13 protein-coding genes are annotated in these 14203 nt (G+C 66.7%); 8 read left to right on the top strand and 5 right to left on the bottom strand.

Annotated features, from left to right (window positions below):
• The first annotated feature begins 18 nt into the window (after positions 1 to 18).
• Genes FGL98_RS14690 through FGL98_RS14675 form a run of 4 tightly spaced genes read left to right on the top strand, consistent with a single transcriptional unit; the run spans position 19 to position 5289 of the window.
• Complete coding sequence (locus FGL98_RS14690; protein WP_146317743.1) at positions 19 to 1305, top strand: ABC transporter substrate-binding protein; 1287 nt, start codon at positions 19 to 21, stop codon at positions 1303 to 1305.
• A 17-nt stretch (positions 1306 to 1322) separates the two neighbouring features.
• A complete protein-coding gene (locus FGL98_RS14685) occupies positions 1323 to 2249 on the top strand; it encodes a carbohydrate ABC transporter permease (RefSeq protein ID WP_146317741.1) in 927 nt (308 codons plus the stop codon).
• Entirely contained in the window at positions 2249 to 3112 is an 864-nt protein-coding gene (locus tag FGL98_RS14680; protein ID WP_146317739.1) for a carbohydrate ABC transporter permease, read from the top strand. Before FGL98_RS14685 ends, FGL98_RS14680 begins: the two co-directional genes overlap by 1 nt.
• 47 nt (positions 3113 to 3159) lie before the next feature.
• Complete coding sequence (locus FGL98_RS14675; protein ID WP_246136561.1) at positions 3160 to 5289, top strand: S9 family peptidase; 2130 nt, start codon at positions 3160 to 3162, stop codon at positions 5287 to 5289.
• On the opposite strand, the gene FGL98_RS14670 is transcribed toward FGL98_RS14675, so the two are convergent.
• The 5 genes from FGL98_RS14670 to FGL98_RS14650 all read right to left on the bottom strand — a co-directional run bounded on the left by FGL98_RS14670 (position 5286) and on the right by FGL98_RS14650 (position 9182).
• Positions 5286 to 6152, bottom strand: coding sequence for a universal stress protein (locus FGL98_RS14670; protein WP_186526183.1), 867 nt, complete (start codon positions 6150 to 6152; stop codon positions 5286 to 5288). The genes FGL98_RS14675 and FGL98_RS14670 overlap by 4 nt on opposite strands.
• Before the next feature lie 168 nt (positions 6153 to 6320).
• A complete protein-coding gene (locus tag FGL98_RS14665) occupies positions 6321 to 6737 on the bottom strand; it encodes an HIT family protein (RefSeq protein WP_146317735.1) in 417 nt (138 codons plus the stop codon).
• Positions 6738 to 6750: 13 nt separating this feature from the next.
• The gene (locus FGL98_RS14660; RefSeq protein ID WP_146317733.1) at positions 6751 to 7209 is read right to left on the bottom strand and encodes an SRPBCC family protein; all 459 of its coding nucleotides are present in this window, start codon (positions 7207 to 7209) and stop codon (positions 6751 to 6753) included.
• A gap of 57 nt (positions 7210 to 7266) precedes the next feature.
• The gene (locus FGL98_RS14655) at positions 7267 to 7521 is read right to left on the bottom strand and encodes a DUF4031 domain-containing protein (RefSeq protein ID WP_246136565.1); all 255 of its coding nucleotides are present in this window, start codon (positions 7519 to 7521) and stop codon (positions 7267 to 7269) included.
• Positions 7522 to 7835: 314 nt separating this feature from the next.
• The gene (locus FGL98_RS14650; protein WP_146317729.1) at positions 7836 to 9182 is read right to left on the bottom strand and encodes a DUF3100 domain-containing protein; all 1347 of its coding nucleotides are present in this window, start codon (positions 9180 to 9182) and stop codon (positions 7836 to 7838) included.
• Positions 9183 to 9355: 173 nt separating this feature from the next.
• Here FGL98_RS14650 and FGL98_RS14645 point away from each other — a divergent pair, with 173 nt between their 5' ends.
• Genes FGL98_RS14645 through FGL98_RS14630 form a run of 4 tightly spaced genes read left to right on the top strand, consistent with a single transcriptional unit; the run spans position 9356 to position 13770 of the window.
• The gene (locus FGL98_RS14645) at positions 9356 to 10864 is read left to right on the top strand and encodes a chlorohydrolase family protein (protein ID WP_146317727.1); all 1509 of its coding nucleotides are present in this window, start codon (positions 9356 to 9358) and stop codon (positions 10862 to 10864) included.
• Complete coding sequence (locus FGL98_RS14640) at positions 10861 to 11847, top strand: ornithine cyclodeaminase family protein (RefSeq protein WP_146317725.1); 987 nt, start codon at positions 10861 to 10863, stop codon at positions 11845 to 11847. The genes FGL98_RS14645 and FGL98_RS14640 overlap by 4 nt, the downstream gene beginning before the upstream one ends.
• Positions 11831 to 12499 carry a GntR family transcriptional regulator gene (locus tag FGL98_RS14635; protein WP_246136560.1) on the top strand — a complete coding sequence of 223 codons (669 nt, stop codon included), beginning with the start codon at positions 11831 to 11833 and terminating at the stop codon, positions 12497 to 12499. Before FGL98_RS14640 ends, FGL98_RS14635 begins: the two co-directional genes overlap by 17 nt.
• A gap of 41 nt (positions 12500 to 12540) precedes the next feature.
• Positions 12541 to 13770, top strand: coding sequence for an amidohydrolase family protein (locus tag FGL98_RS14630; protein WP_146317721.1), 1230 nt, complete (start codon positions 12541 to 12543; stop codon positions 13768 to 13770).
• The last annotated feature ends 433 nt before the right edge of the window (positions 13771 to 14203 follow it).

The following is a 14203-nucleotide window of genomic DNA, read 5'->3' as shown; positions in this document are numbered from 1 at the left end:
TCTTGGAGGAGGCTCATCATGGCCCAGCGTCCGATCCCATCGGTGCGACCGACCCGCCGTCAGGTGCTGGGTCTTGGCGGTGCAGGAGTTGCCGCGGCGGCGTTGGCCGCATGCGGCGGCAACACCGGTCGCAGTGCGAGCGGCAGCAGCAGCGCCGGGACGATCTCGCAGTGGTACCACCAGTACGGCGAGACGGGCACCCAGCAGGCGGTCGAGCGCTACGCCGCCGCCTACAAGAAGGCCAAGGTGTCCGTCCAGTGGATCCCCGGCAACTACGACCAGAAGGCTGCAGCGGCGCTGCTCACGTCCTCGGGCCCGGACGTCTTCGAATACGGCAACGGGCCGACCATCGACATGATCACCGGCAAGCAGGTGGTTGACGTCACGGATCTGCTCGGGACGGCGAGATCCGACTTCACCTCGTCGCTGCTGGACCGGATGACTTACCAGGGCACGCTCTACGGGATCCCGCAGGTCGTCGACATGCAGCTGTTCCTCTACCGCAAGAGCATGCTGAAGAAGGCCGGGGTGCAGCCACCCAAGACCCTGGACGAGCTGCTGAGCGCCGCCAAGAAGCTGACGGTCGGCAAGGTGAAGGGTCTCTTCCTCGGCAATGATGGCGGTGCGGGCGTCGTGGGGGGCCCGGTGCTGTGGTCCAGCGGACACGACTACCTGTCGGCGCAGGACAAACCGGACTTCAACAATGCCGAGGTCATCGGTGCATTGAGCCAACTGCACGCCCTGTTCACGTCGGGGCACCTGCTGCTCGGTGCGCCCGCCGACTGGTCGGACCCGAGCGCGTTCATTCAGGGCCTCACCGCGATCCAGTGGACCGGCCTGTGGGTCCTTCCCCAGGTGCAGAAGGCACTCGGTGACGACTTCGGGGTGCTGCCGTTCCCCGGCATCAAGGGCGGCCCGCCGTCGGTACCGGTCGGCGCCTACGCGTCGTGTGTGAGCGCACGGGCCCATGATGTGACCGCCGCGAAGGACTTCGCCAAGTGGCTCTGGGTGGATCAGACCTCCGACCAGTTGGACTTCGCCCAGAGCTACGGCTTCCACGTGCCGGCCCGCAAGAGCCTGATCGCCCGGGCGAGCAAGCTCAAGACCGGGGAGGCCGCGAAGGCCGCCCGCTACCTCGACTCCTACGGCCACCCGCAGACGCCCCTGATGTGGACGCCGACGTCGTCGTCGGCATTCAATGACGCCGTCGACAAGATCATCCGGGCCGGCGCGGACCCCAGATCGACGCTGACCGGTGTCCAGGGCACCGTCGAGAGCGAGCTTCAGCGTTTCACGGTCTCCTGAGCGGGGGCGCGAAGTCCATGGCGGGCGATATCGCTGTGCCACGGCGCCGCTGGACGCAGAGCCCGCACCTGTGGTTCTGGGTCTTCGTCGGCCCGTTCTTCATCGGGTTGCTGGTCTTCATCGTGGTCCCGATCGCCTGGAGCGTCTGGTTGAGCTTCTTCGATGCGCACAACACGGTGACCCCGACGCACTTCGTCGGGTTGGCCAACTACCGGGACATGCTGAGCGATCCGGCATTCCGGTCGAGCCTGCTCACGTTCGTCGTCTTCGCGGCGTTCATCGTGCCCATCACCTTCGTGACATCTCTCGGGCTGGCGGTGCTCGTGGGCAGCGTGCAGCGGTTCCGGAGCTTCTTCCGCTCGGTCTTCTTCTTGCCCACTGCCTGCTCCTACGTGGTCGCCTCGATGATCTGGCGCGACTCGATGTTCTCCGGTGTGAGCTCCGGGCTGATCAACACGGTGCTCGGCTGGTTCGGCCACGCACCGATCGCCTGGCTGTCGGTGGTCCACCCGCCGTGGTACTGGCTGGTCATCGTCACGGTGCGGCTGTGGCTGCAGGTCGGATTCTTCATGGTACTCTTCCTGGCTGCGCTCGCGCGGATTCCGCGGCATCTCTACGAGGCCGCGGCGATCGACGGAGCAGTCGGGTGGAAGTCGTTCCGGCACATCACGTTCCCCATGCTGCGCGCCACCTCCACCGCGGTCCTGATGCTGCTGCTGGTCAATGCGTTCCAGGCATTCGACGAGTTCTACAACATCATGGTGACGCCGGGCGGCTATCCGCCCTACGCGCGCCCGCCACTGGTCTATCTCTTCTACACGGCGCTCGGCAGCGTGCAGGACTTCGGCCACGGCGGCGCAGGCGCGGTCATCCTGACCCTGATCATCGCGGTCTTCGCGCTGGTGCAGGGGAAGCTCACCGGCCTCGGACGCAAGGACGCGTGATGGGCAGCGCCACCGTGTCCCGAGCCGGCCGACACCCGATCAAGGGCGGCCGGGCGCTGCGATATGCGGTGCTGCTCGTGCTCGTGCTGCTGTTCCTCGTGCCGTTCTACCTGCTGCTGCGCAACGCACTGTCCACCGAGACGCAGATCACCCGCATCGACGGCTGGACCTGGTTTCCGGCGCACCCCGCGTGGGGCAACCTGAAGCAGGCCTTCGACGACCCGTCGGTGCCCCTCGCCAGAGGCCTGATCAACTCACTGGTCATCTCGGTCACCCAGACCGTCGCGGTCCTGGTCATCTCGGGGATGGCGGGATACGGTCTGGCGCGCAGCACGGTGCGGTACGCGAACGCCGTGTTCTACCTGGTGCTGGCGACCCTGCTGATCCCCGCCGCGGTCACCTTCGTGCCCTCCTTCGTGATGGTCTCGTCCCTGGGCTGGGTCTCGACGCTGCGTGGCCTGATCATTCCCGGGATCTTCCAGGCGCTGGCCACCTTCCTCTTCAGGCAGTTCTTCCTCGGCTTCCCGCGCGAGCTGGAGGAGGCTGCTCAGATCGACGGAGCGGGGGTGTGGCGGACGTTCTGGCTGATCGTGGTGCCGAACTCGTGGGCGTTCGTGGCGGCCATCGGCACGATCACCTTCATCGGCAGCTGGAACGCGTTCCTGTGGCCACTGGTCATCGGCCAGGACCAGTCCTCCTGGACCGTGCAGATCGTCCTGTCCACGTATGTCACAGCGCAGTCGGTGAACCTGCATGGAATGTTCATGGCGGCGATCGTGTCGATGATCCCGTTGCTGCTGATGTTCCTGTTCCTCCAGCGCTGGATCATCGCGGGCGTCGAGCAGACCGGGATCAACGAGTAGGCGGGGCTCTGACCTGCCGGCGGGCGCGCCACGCTAGCGTGGCATGGGTGAGCCTGCAGAACCAGCATCCCATCCAGCCGCCCAGGGCAAAGCAGACCGACCACGTGCGCGAGCACCACGGAGACCGCTTTTCCGATCCCTATACGTGGCTTGCCGATCCGCAGGATCCACAGGTCATCTCCCACCTCGAGGCGGAGAATGCCTACGCCGAGTCGTGGCTGGAGCCACTGAAGCCGGTCGCCGACAGGCTGTTCTCCGAGCTGCGCTCGCACACCCAGGAGACCGACCTCACGGTGCCCGTGCGGATCGGCCCGTGGTGGTACTACTCGCGGACCACGGAGGGCGCCCAGTACCCATGCCACTGCCGGGCGCCCTACGTCAAGGGCGAACAGCGACCGGTGCCGGACCCCGAGTCCGAGATCATCGGTGAGCAGGTCCTGCTCGATGTCAATCATGAGGCGCAGGGGAGCGAGTTCTACCAGCTCGGTGGCCTGGAGATCAGCCACGACTCCACGCGTATGGCGGTGCTCTACGACGTCCGCGGTGATGAGCGTTACGCCTTACAGGCGCGTGACCTGTCCACCGGCGCGATGGTCGACGAGGCGCTCACCGGGCTGGGCTACGGCCTGGTGTGGTCACGGGATGGAGAGTATGTCTTCTACACGCGTGCTGATGACGCGTGGCGACAGCATCAGGTCTGGAGACACCGCATCGGTGCGCCGGCGGAGGACGACGACCTCGTGCTCCAGGAAGACGATGAGTTGTTCAACGTCGGCATCGAGATGTCCAGTGATGAGCGCTGGCTCCTGGTCGGGGCGCGGTCGGCAACCGTGGGGGAGACCTGGTTGCTCGATCTGTCCGACCCGACCGGTGAGCTGCGCTCGGTCCAGCCGCGGGTGGATGGCCTGGACTATGCAGCGGACGTGGATGGTGAGCAGATCCTCATCGTGCACAACGGAGACCGGGCGGACTTCGACGTGGCCACCGCGCCACTGTCTCGGCCGGCGAGGGCGCACTGGACGCCACTGCTGACCGGCGCCGAGGGGGAGCGCATCCTCGGGGTCCAGGCGTTCTCCACCTGTCTGGTGATCTCGATGCGCAGCAACGGTCTCCCGACGGTGCGGATCATCCCGAAGCTCCCGGCCGGATTCGGGCGTCCGTCGGGGACGGGTCTGGACGGGGAGACCTGCACCGTCGCGGTGGGGGACAACCCGGCCTACGACACCGATGCAGTTCAGTTGGTCCTCGAGTCCTACTTGACACCGCGTTCGGTCTACGACCTCGAGGTGACCGGCGGCAAGCTGACCCTGCTGAAGCAGCGGACGGTCCCGGGCTATGACCAGAAGCAGTACATCGAGGAACGGGTCTGGGTCGCCGCCGAGGACGGCGTCGCGGTGCCGGTCTCGCTGGTGCGGCACCGTGACGTGTCGAAGGACGGCACGAACGCGGGTTTCCTCTATGGGTACGGGTCCTACGAGATCAGCATGGACCCCTACTTCTCGGCTCGCCGACTGTCGATGCTCGACCGTGGTGTGGTGTGCGCAGTCGCGCACATCCGAGGTGGCGGAGAGATGGGACGCAGCTGGTACGACAGCGGCAAGATGCTCGCCAAGAAGAACACGTTCACGGATTTCGTCGCTGCTGGCAGATACCTCGTGGACTCCGGCTGGGTGGCATCGGATCGTCTTGCTGCAGAGGGTGGTTCGGCTGGAGGGTTGCTGATCGGCGCCGCTGTCAACCTGGCACCCGAGCTCTTTCGCGCGGTCCATGCGGCCGTGCCGTTCGTGGATGCCCTGACAACGATCCTGGACCCGTCGATGCCACTGACCGTGGCCGAGTGGGAGGAGTGGGGAAACCCCTTGGCCGACCCTGACGTGTATGCCTACATGAAGTCGTACACGCCGTATGAGAACGTGCGGTCCACCGCGTATCCGGCGGTGCTGGCGACGACCAGCCTCAACGACACCCGGGTGATGTTCACCGAACCGGCGAAGTGGGTGCAGGTGCTGCGGAGCACCGTGACCAGCGACCAGGCGCAGCGCCCGATCCTGTTCAAGATCGAGATGATCGCCGGTCACGGTGGCAAGAGCGGGCGGTACGACACCTGGAGGCAGGTGTCGGAGGAGTCGGCGTTCCTGCTGGACCAGATCGGCGCGACGGAGCTGTTGCAGATCTAGTGCATGACCACGACGGGGCAGGTGGAGTGGCTGAGCGCATCGCGGGCAACGCGGCCCAGGTGCAGTCCATCGAAGCCTCCGTCGCCGCGGGCGCCCAGGACCACCAGGTCGCTGGCGTGTGACTCGGTGACAAGTGCGCGGGTCGGATTGCCCTGGAAGACCTCGGTCATCACCTTGACTCCGGGGTGCTGAGCGCGCTGGTCGGCGATCTTGGACTCGATCATCTCCCGGCATGCATCGGCGTAGGACGGCCACTCGGCGGAGCCGAGGCCGGGGTCTTGGGCGTCGCGCGGCTGCCACGCGTGGATGGCGAGTACCTCGGCGTTGATGCGTTCGGCCTGACTGAAGGCCCATCCGAGTGCCTTTCCGGACAGCTCGGACCGGTCGACACCGACGAGAATGCGCCGGTATTCGTTCTCCAGGTTCAAGTCCGTGCGGACCACGGCCACCGGACAGGCAGCGTGCCCGGCGATCTGATGCGCGGTCTCACCGATCGACGAGATGTGCAGCAGGCTGTCGCCGTGCGAGCCGACGACGACCATGCTGGCCAGCGCACTCGCCCGGACCATCGCAGCCGCGGGATAGCTGCCCGTGAGGCCGGTGCTGACCTGGATCATCCTGTCCCGGAGCTGGATCCTGTTGCGAGCTCGATTCAGGACGCGCTCTCCGGCGCGGTGGAAGTGGTCGTCGTCGGCGCCCATCCCGAATGCCCAGTCGGGGCGGTCGGGACTGAATCCGTGAATGAGGTGCATCGGCGCGCGGGTCTGCTGCGCCAGGGTCGTCGCCCAGTCGAGAGCGATCATCGACGCCTGGGAGGTGTCGACGCCTACGACGATGCTGCCGGGGCGGAGTGTGCCTTCCATCATGGCCTGCTTCCGATCAACCTGGCGGCGGTAGCCGTATGGCCGTCCGTCGTCGCGGACCGTTCCTGGTCCACCAGTCACCACGCTAGGGCGGTGGCCTGGGAAGTTGCTGATCACCAGATGAGAACACTTGGGAACGCTCATGATTCGCGCGTGCAGGGGCGTGTGCTACCAGCCGCGCGCGCCGAAGGCGGCGGCAATCCGCGAGGCGTATGCGTCGGCCTCGCCCACAGCGTAGCGCGTTCGTGGCCAGAAGAAGCCGCGTAGACCGTCACCCTTGGTGCGGGGGACCACGTGACAGTGCAGGTGCGCCACGCTCTGAGACACGACATTGTTGATGGCAACGAAGCTGCCCTGCGCGTCGCATGCCTGAGGCAGCACGTCGGAGGCGGCTTGGACATCCCGGAAGAATGCCCCCACGGCGTCCGCCGGCAGGTCCGGCAGGGTGACAACATGGATGCGCGGAACGACGAGGACATGCCCCTTGAAGACCGGCCGGCGATCCAGGAACGTGACCGTGGTCGACGTCGCACGGACGATGTTCGCGTCGACCCGATGCTCCACGATGTCGCAGAAGATGCACACGGAACGCGCCCTGTCAGGTGCTCTCAACGGTCTGCTTGATGCCCGCCAGGGTCTGCCGGATGCCCGAGAGCAGGTCCTTCTCGAACTCCTGCTCACCACCGAGGAACGTGTCGATCAGCCGCCTGGAGATAGCGGTGGTCCCGTCGCTGACGTCCCGGCGCTCGATCAGGCGGGTGCGCGCACCGTCATCGAGCCCCTCCAGGTCGAACACCCACCGGGTGTTGTTGTCGGCGACTCGGAACCCGACCGTGCGGCCCTCGTCGAAGTCGGTCACGACGCTGCGCGTGGGCCACACCTTCCAGCCGGCGCGGTTGAGGTTGATCATCCTGGACCCCTGCCGGATCGGACCGCGGGCAAGCACCCGGCGGCACTGCGGGCTCCATTCGGGCATCCGGGTCAGGTCGTGGACGACGCTCCACACGTCGGACGGCGGTGCGTCGATGTCGATCGAGGCCTGCAGGTCCTGCGGCATACAGCGTCTCCTGTGGGGTGGGGTCGGATGGATCGTCGGTGGTCGGCGGCGCGGCGCCTACCGCTGCTTCTTGCGGATGCGCAGACCGCTGTCGATGAGCCGTCGAATGAGCTCATGCCCGTCCACCTCGACCGCGCCCGCCGCGACCGCCCGGGCGTACCGCTCCTGCGGGACGTCGTAGTGGTCGCCGTCGAACAGTCGCGGGGAGAGTCCGGCCTGCTCGGCCAACCGGTGCAGCTCGGTGTAGGAGGTGTCGCTGACCAGATGTGACCACACGCGGTCATGCGCCGGCCAGGACGGCGGGTCGATCATGACGGTCACGTCGTGACCGTAGCACCCGCCGGCGCAGCATCTCGAGGAACCAGACGAGCAGCCCGACGCTCGGAAATGCTGCGCCCAACAGGCATACGCCGTTCCACCCGTGGGTCGCGTAGGCGGTCGCCGACAGGGCGCTGCCACTCGACGCCGGCGCCGACCGGTGTATTGCCAATTGAATGCAGGCAGACGACGATCAGTGCTGCGAGTCCAACGAAGGTAAGTGCAAGGGCCAGACCCCCGTCTTGTGGACACATGCGTGAGAGCGGTAGAGCACCGCGAAGGCAGAACATGCCGATGCCGTCGGGCGGTCACAGGTGCAGCGTGAACTGTGAGATTGTCGCGGCGGCCACGAAGGATGCGGTGTAGGTGATGAGCGCGACGATGACGACCTTCCAGCTGAGGGACTTGAGCGCGGCAACGTCCCGGCCGAGTGTGAGGCCGATGAGGGCGATGACGGCGAGGCCGGTCATGATCACGTCAAGTCCGCTCATGCTGGTCACCACCAGATGTGCGACCGGGAAGAACGGCGCCGACACGATGGTGGCGAGGGCTAGCACGACGACGCTGGAGGGCAGCATCGGGAACTTCTGCGAGACGGTGATCGAGATGTAGGTCAGGGCGAGCAGTATGGCGATTCCGGTCAGGTCGTCCCAGTGGAGTGCTTTGGTGCCGACCCAGTTGATGGTGAGGTCGCAGACTGCGGTGATGGCGTAGACCAGGACTCCCACGCGCCAGGTCATGGCCGGCGCTGGATCCTTTTCCACTGAGGTGATGGCCTCGCCGGTTGTGGTGCCGCGTGCTGCGGTCGCGTCTGTGCCGTTATCGGCCTTTCCGAACACGCGGGCCCAGAAAGTGTAGAGCCGGCGGCACATCGGGAGGGAGATGAAGACTCCGGCGTAGAAGCCGACGATGTTGGTCACCAGGTTGGACAGGGCCGCGAGAGCGATGATCTCGGCCTTGTGCTGGGGGTAGATGACCGACAGCGCGCCGACCCCGCCGAGCATCATGGATCCGGACCCCAGACCGAGGCCGAGTGCCAGTGCCCGCGGGTCGAAGATGTCCATTCCGCCGAGGATCCCGGCGATCAGCGAGATGAATGCGGCACCGAAGAGGGTGCCCAGCAGCCACACGGAGAACACCCCGCGGTATTCCGGTGACCTCAGGCCGAAGCGCTCGATCGCGTAGGCCAGGAAGGACTCGCGGTCGATCGACCAGCAGGCCCCGACCGCCGCGCGCCCGAGGCCGATGCCGACGGCGACCGGCAGCGCGAGGATCACGGTGCCGAAAATGTGGCCGAGCTCCTGCAGCATGATGGCGGGTCCGATCTCGCCCATGTCCGCGAGTGAGGGCCCGATGCCGGTGCCCAGGCGCGCCAGGAAGAGGATGATGCCGACCTCGATGAGCAGCGTCGCCACCCCACGGGTGCCCGGGGTGATCGGCCGGATTCGTTGGACACCGATGAGTCCGCCGATGAGCACGGCCCAGATGATCGGCACAAGCACGATCACTGCGGTGCCCAGATGGAAGGAGTGCTCACCGATGAGCACAGCTGCGATCGAGATCGCAGTGGAGAGGACAACAGCGGTGACCCAATCAGCGCTGGTCGAGGTTCGGGTCGGGGTCTGCACCTCGGCGACGGTTTGCGAGTCGATCATGGCACGTCCTTGTCCAAAGTAGTTGGTATACAAAAAGAGAAGTTAGCGGTCGGGGCGCGGCGAGTAAACCCCTAATAGTCAGTCAATTGGTCGTTCACGAAGAAGTCGACTCCAGTGTTGGAATACCAAATGTGGTTATACTTGGCGATGTCCCCAAGTTTCAGGAGTGCTCCATGCGATCTCGAGTAGCCGCGCGATACGTGCTTGCGCACATCGATGGGCACCATGCGCTGCTCACCGACGGTGAGGTCGTCTGGGAGGGAGATCGGCTGATCTTCGTGGGCCGGTCCTTCCCGGGTCCGGTGGACGAGCACTTCGACCTCGGTGAGTCTCTGGTCCTGCCCGGCTTCATCGACCTGGACGCCCTGACAGACATCGACCACCTGATGCTCGACTCCTGGCAGGGCGACTCGCTTGCCGACGGGCTCGTCTGGTCGCGCGAGTATGCCGCGCGCGCCCGGCAGGTCTTCTCTGCGCGGGAGCGTCTGGCGATCCGCGACTATGCCCTCGCGCAGCTTGCCCTGCACGGGGTGACCACCTACATGCCCATTGCGTCAGAGGTGCACAGCGAGTGGGCCGAGAGCTTCGACGACCTGATCGCGATGGCTGAGGCGTCTCGCCGGGTCGGCTTGCGCGGCTATCTCGGACCGTCCTACCGCTCGGGCGTCAACGTCGTGGATGACAACGGGACCCGCGACATCTACCGTGACCCCTCCCGTGGGCAGGCGGGCCTGCGCGACGCGATCCGGTTTCTCGACTGGTGTGCGACACAGGCGGATCCGCTGGTCAACGGTGTGCTGCTGCCGTGTCGCATCGAGACCCTGGACGCTGACCTGATGCGTGCGACGGCCCAGGTGTCGGCCGAGCGGGGCGCCCTGGTGCGGTTGCATGCCATGCAGGGGCGGCTCGAGCGCGAGCTGATCACGCGATGGCACGGCATGACCCCACTCGACCTGATCGAGCACACCGGGCTGCTGAACGACCGGCTGCTGGTGCCGCACGCGATCTTCACCGACCAGAGCTCCCTGCTCCCGGACGTCGAACCTGGGCATGACGTGTCACGGCTGGCGGCGGCCGGGGTGAGCGTGATCCACTGCCCGCTCACGTCGTTCCGCTACGGCAACGTGCTGGAGTCGTTCGGTCGATACCGTGCAGCCGGAGTCAATCTCGCACTCGGCACCGACTCGTTCCCACCGGACCTGGTCCGCGGCATGGATATCGGCGTCCATCTCGCGAAGTGGGTCGACGGTCGTCGCGACGCAGCCCCCGCGGAGCACTACCTCGACGCGGCCACCCTCGGCGGTGCCGCGGCGCTGAAGCGAGACGACCTCGGCCGGTTGGAGCCTGGTGCACAGGCCGACCTGATCGCCCTCTCCTTGAACGACATTCGTGACGGCGCGCTCGATGACCCGATCCGCACCCTGCTGCTATCTGGAACTGCCCGTCAGGTGACCCACTCGGTGGTGGCCGGCCGGACGGTCGTGCGCGACGGGGCCCTGCCCGGCATCGACACGAATGCCCTGCGCGCCCAGGGGCAGGAGCTCTTCGCGCGGATGCGAGCGGCGTACCCCTCCCGCGATGTCAGGCATCGCAGCGAGGCCGAGCTCTTCCCGTCGACGTTCCCTGCGTTCCCCCTGCAGCAGGATCGGGAGCTCGCCTCGGTCGAGAGGAGACTGCGATGACCCTCATTCTGCGCCGCTCGGACCTGGTAGGCCTTGTCGACATGGCCGCCGCTGTAAATGCGGTCGAGCGGGCGATGGGTGACCTCGCACGCGGCAGTGCGGTCCAGCCGGGTCCTGCCCTGATGCGCATCGGTGACGACGGCGCGGGGTTCCTGCCGATGGCGGCGCTCAGCGGCAATGACTGCCTCGCCTCGGTCAAGCTTCTCGCGGACGTGCCCGCCAACGCGGCAGCCGGCCTGCCGACGCAGCGGTCCAGCATCGTCCTGGTCTCTAGCGAGACCGGCGAGGTTCTGGCGATGCTCGACGGGGCGATCCCGACCAGGATGCGCACCGCGGCAGCCACCGCTGTGGCCACCAAGCATCTGGCTCGCACAGACAGCAGCACGCTTGGGCTGGTGGGTGCGGGTGCGCTCGGAGTGGAGCACGTCGCAGCACTTCGAGAGGTGCTCCCGCTCGAACGGGTGACGTTCTGGACCCGCAGTGACCAGACTGCGAGGCGGTTCCAGGACGCGGTGCGACATCACGGCCTGGAGGTCAAGCAGCTCGAGTCGCCCGATGCCGTGGTCGAGTCCGCCGACGTGGTCTGCACCCTGACTCCGGCGCGCACTCCCGTTGTCACCGGCGCGTCCTTTCGTCCCGGTTTGCATGTGAACGCTGTCGGGGCCCGTCCCCGCCCCGAGGAACGGGAGATCGACACCGCGGGCATGGCCAGGGCCGGTGTCTTCGTCGACCACCTACCGACGGCGCGGGAGAAGTCCGGCGACATCCTGATCCCCATCACTGAGGGCGCGCTCTCGCTCGACGGTCTGCGCGGTGAGATCGGTGCGGTCGTCGCCGGGATGCTTCCCGGGCGACGTGACCGCGATGACATTACGCTCTTCAAGTCGGTGGGCCTGGGCATCCAGGACCTCGCCGTCGGCCGGCTCCTGCTGGAGCAGGCCCGTGCCGCCGGAAAGGGAATCAGTGTTGACCTCGGCTCTTGACGAGACGCTCTCACTCGCGCGACAAGCCTACCTGCGCATCCGCGAAGGCATCATCCGCGGCGACCACCAGCCGGGCAGCCGGCTGCGCGAGCGGGACCTGTCCGAGGCACTGCAGATGTCGCGCATCCCCATCCGAGAAGCATTGCGGCGCCTGGAGAACGAGGGCTACATCGTCACCTACCCGAACCGGGGTGCGGTCGTCAGCCAGCTCACCCTCAAGGACGTCGCGGAGCTCTTCGACCTGCGCCTGAGCCTCGAGGTGCTCGCAGCACGACAGGCCGCGGCAGCCATCGCCGAAGGGCGCGCCTCCACCCGGCTGAGCGAGGTCCTGGCGGAGGCAGGGACAGCCACCACAGCGCATGACCCCGCAGCGATCCAGCTGGCCAACACCGACTTTCACGCCGCGGTGATCGAGATGAGCGGCAACGACCTGCTGATCGCGACCATGGCTCCACTGCTCGGACGGATCCGCTGGCTTCTTGCTCTCACCGCAGACCGCGACCCACAGGTCGAATACACGGAGCACGTTCGCCTGTACGACGCGATCCTGCAAGGCAATCCGGAGCTCGCGGGCGCTGTCGCCTTCGCCCACATCGAGCACGGGCGCGCGCCGTCGCTGGCCGCGCTCGCCGAGGTTCTCCCACCCGCCTGACCCGCTCTGACCGCGTACGATCTACCAATTGAGGCCTGATGATGACCGATACTGCAACGACGTTGCGGAATGTCCGCCCTTGGGGCGGCGCACCCGCCGATGTCACCCTGAGCGCAGGACGGATCGACGCGATCGTTCCGCACGACCCCAGGGCACAGCAGCACCTCCTGGTGGTCGACGGGCGCGGGAGACTGCTGGTGCCATCGTTCTCCGACGTGCACGTGCATCTGGACTCCACCCGGCTCGGGCTGCCGTTCCGGCCGCATACCGCCGAGGGCGGCATCTGGAACATGGTGATGGATGACCGGGAGCACTGGCGGGACGCAGGTATGTCGGTTGCTGACCGTGCGGCGCACACTCTTGGGCTGATGGTGGCGCGCGGAACGACGCGGGTGCGCTCCTATGCGCAGATCGACGTGGACTGCAAGCTTGAGAAGTTCGAGGGTGTGCTGCACGCGAAGCAGGTGCACGCCGATCGCTGTGATGTGACGGTGATGGCGTTCCCGCAGGCCGGGCTACTGCGGGAAGGGGGCACCGTTCCACTCTTCGAGGAGGCCCTGCGCTCGGGTGCACAGGTCATGGGAGGCATCGACCCGTGCCAGCTGGATCGCGACCCGGTGCGGCATCTTGACATCGTCTTCGGCCTGGCCGAGAAACACCAGGTCCCGGTGGATATCCACCTGCACGAACCGGGCGAGCTCGGCGTGTTCAGCGTGGATCTCATCCTGGAACGCACCCGCGCCCTGGGCATGCAGGGCCGGGTCACCATCTCGCACGGCTACCCGCTCGGTGGGGTGTCCGAGCCGACCACGCGACGGCTGATCGAGGACTTCGCCGAGCTGGACATCTCGATGGCCACGGTCGCACCATCCGTCGACACGGCGCTGCCGCTCGTTGACCTCACCGAGGCGGGCGTGCGCGTCGGGCTGGGTGAGGACGGCCAACGTGACTACTGGTCCCCGTACGGCAACGCCGACATGCTGGACCGCACCTGGCAGCTGGCGTTCACCAACAAGTACCGCCGGGCAGAGCTGCTGGAGCACTGCCTCGCGGTCGCGACGTGGGGTGGAGCGACGGTGCTGGATCCGGCAGTGCCCCGGTTGACGTCGATCGAAGACCGTCCGGGGCTCGCGGTCGGTGACCCGGCCGAGCTGCTCATCGTCGAGGGCGAGTCTGTGGCAGCCGCCGTCATGGACCGCTCATTCGATCGGACCGTGATCCACGACGGCCACGTCGTCGCCAACGCTCTAGAGCTGATCGACGGAGAGTAGCTCTACGCCCAAGTCGGAGGAGAGCGATGTCGGAGGCAAGGGAACGCCGGGCAAGAGTCGGCGGACCCGTACCGGGTCGCCAAGAACCAACCCATCAGCATCCCGAGGCCGCCCGCCAGCTTGACGTCGCCGAAATCCTCGCCCCGCACCGTTGGGCGAGGCGACCCTGAGCACGAAATGGCTGCTGCGTATAAGGCAAGCCCAGCCAGTGCGGCACGAGTCAGTGCGCCCAACTCGCCAGTTTGGCCATGTCTGTGAATCCCGACGTCACGTGTCGGTGAATTCTCTGGTGTCACGCTCGCCTAGGTAGCCTCTGCATAACTATGCCTCGTTGCGTCATCAGGCGTCGCCTGCCGGGTGGACGGTCACGAGTGGGCGTACGCGGACGCTCGATGGCGGGCGGTCGTGTGTGGTCCGGATACCGTTGGTACGA

Origin of the sequence: Leekyejoonella antrihumi, from assembly GCF_007845645.1 — a bacterium.
In the GTDB taxonomy this organism is placed as follows: domain Bacteria; phylum Actinomycetota; class Actinomycetes; order Actinomycetales; family Dermatophilaceae; genus Leekyejoonella; species Leekyejoonella antrihumi.
This window is presented reverse-complemented; position numbering and strand designations above follow the sequence as displayed.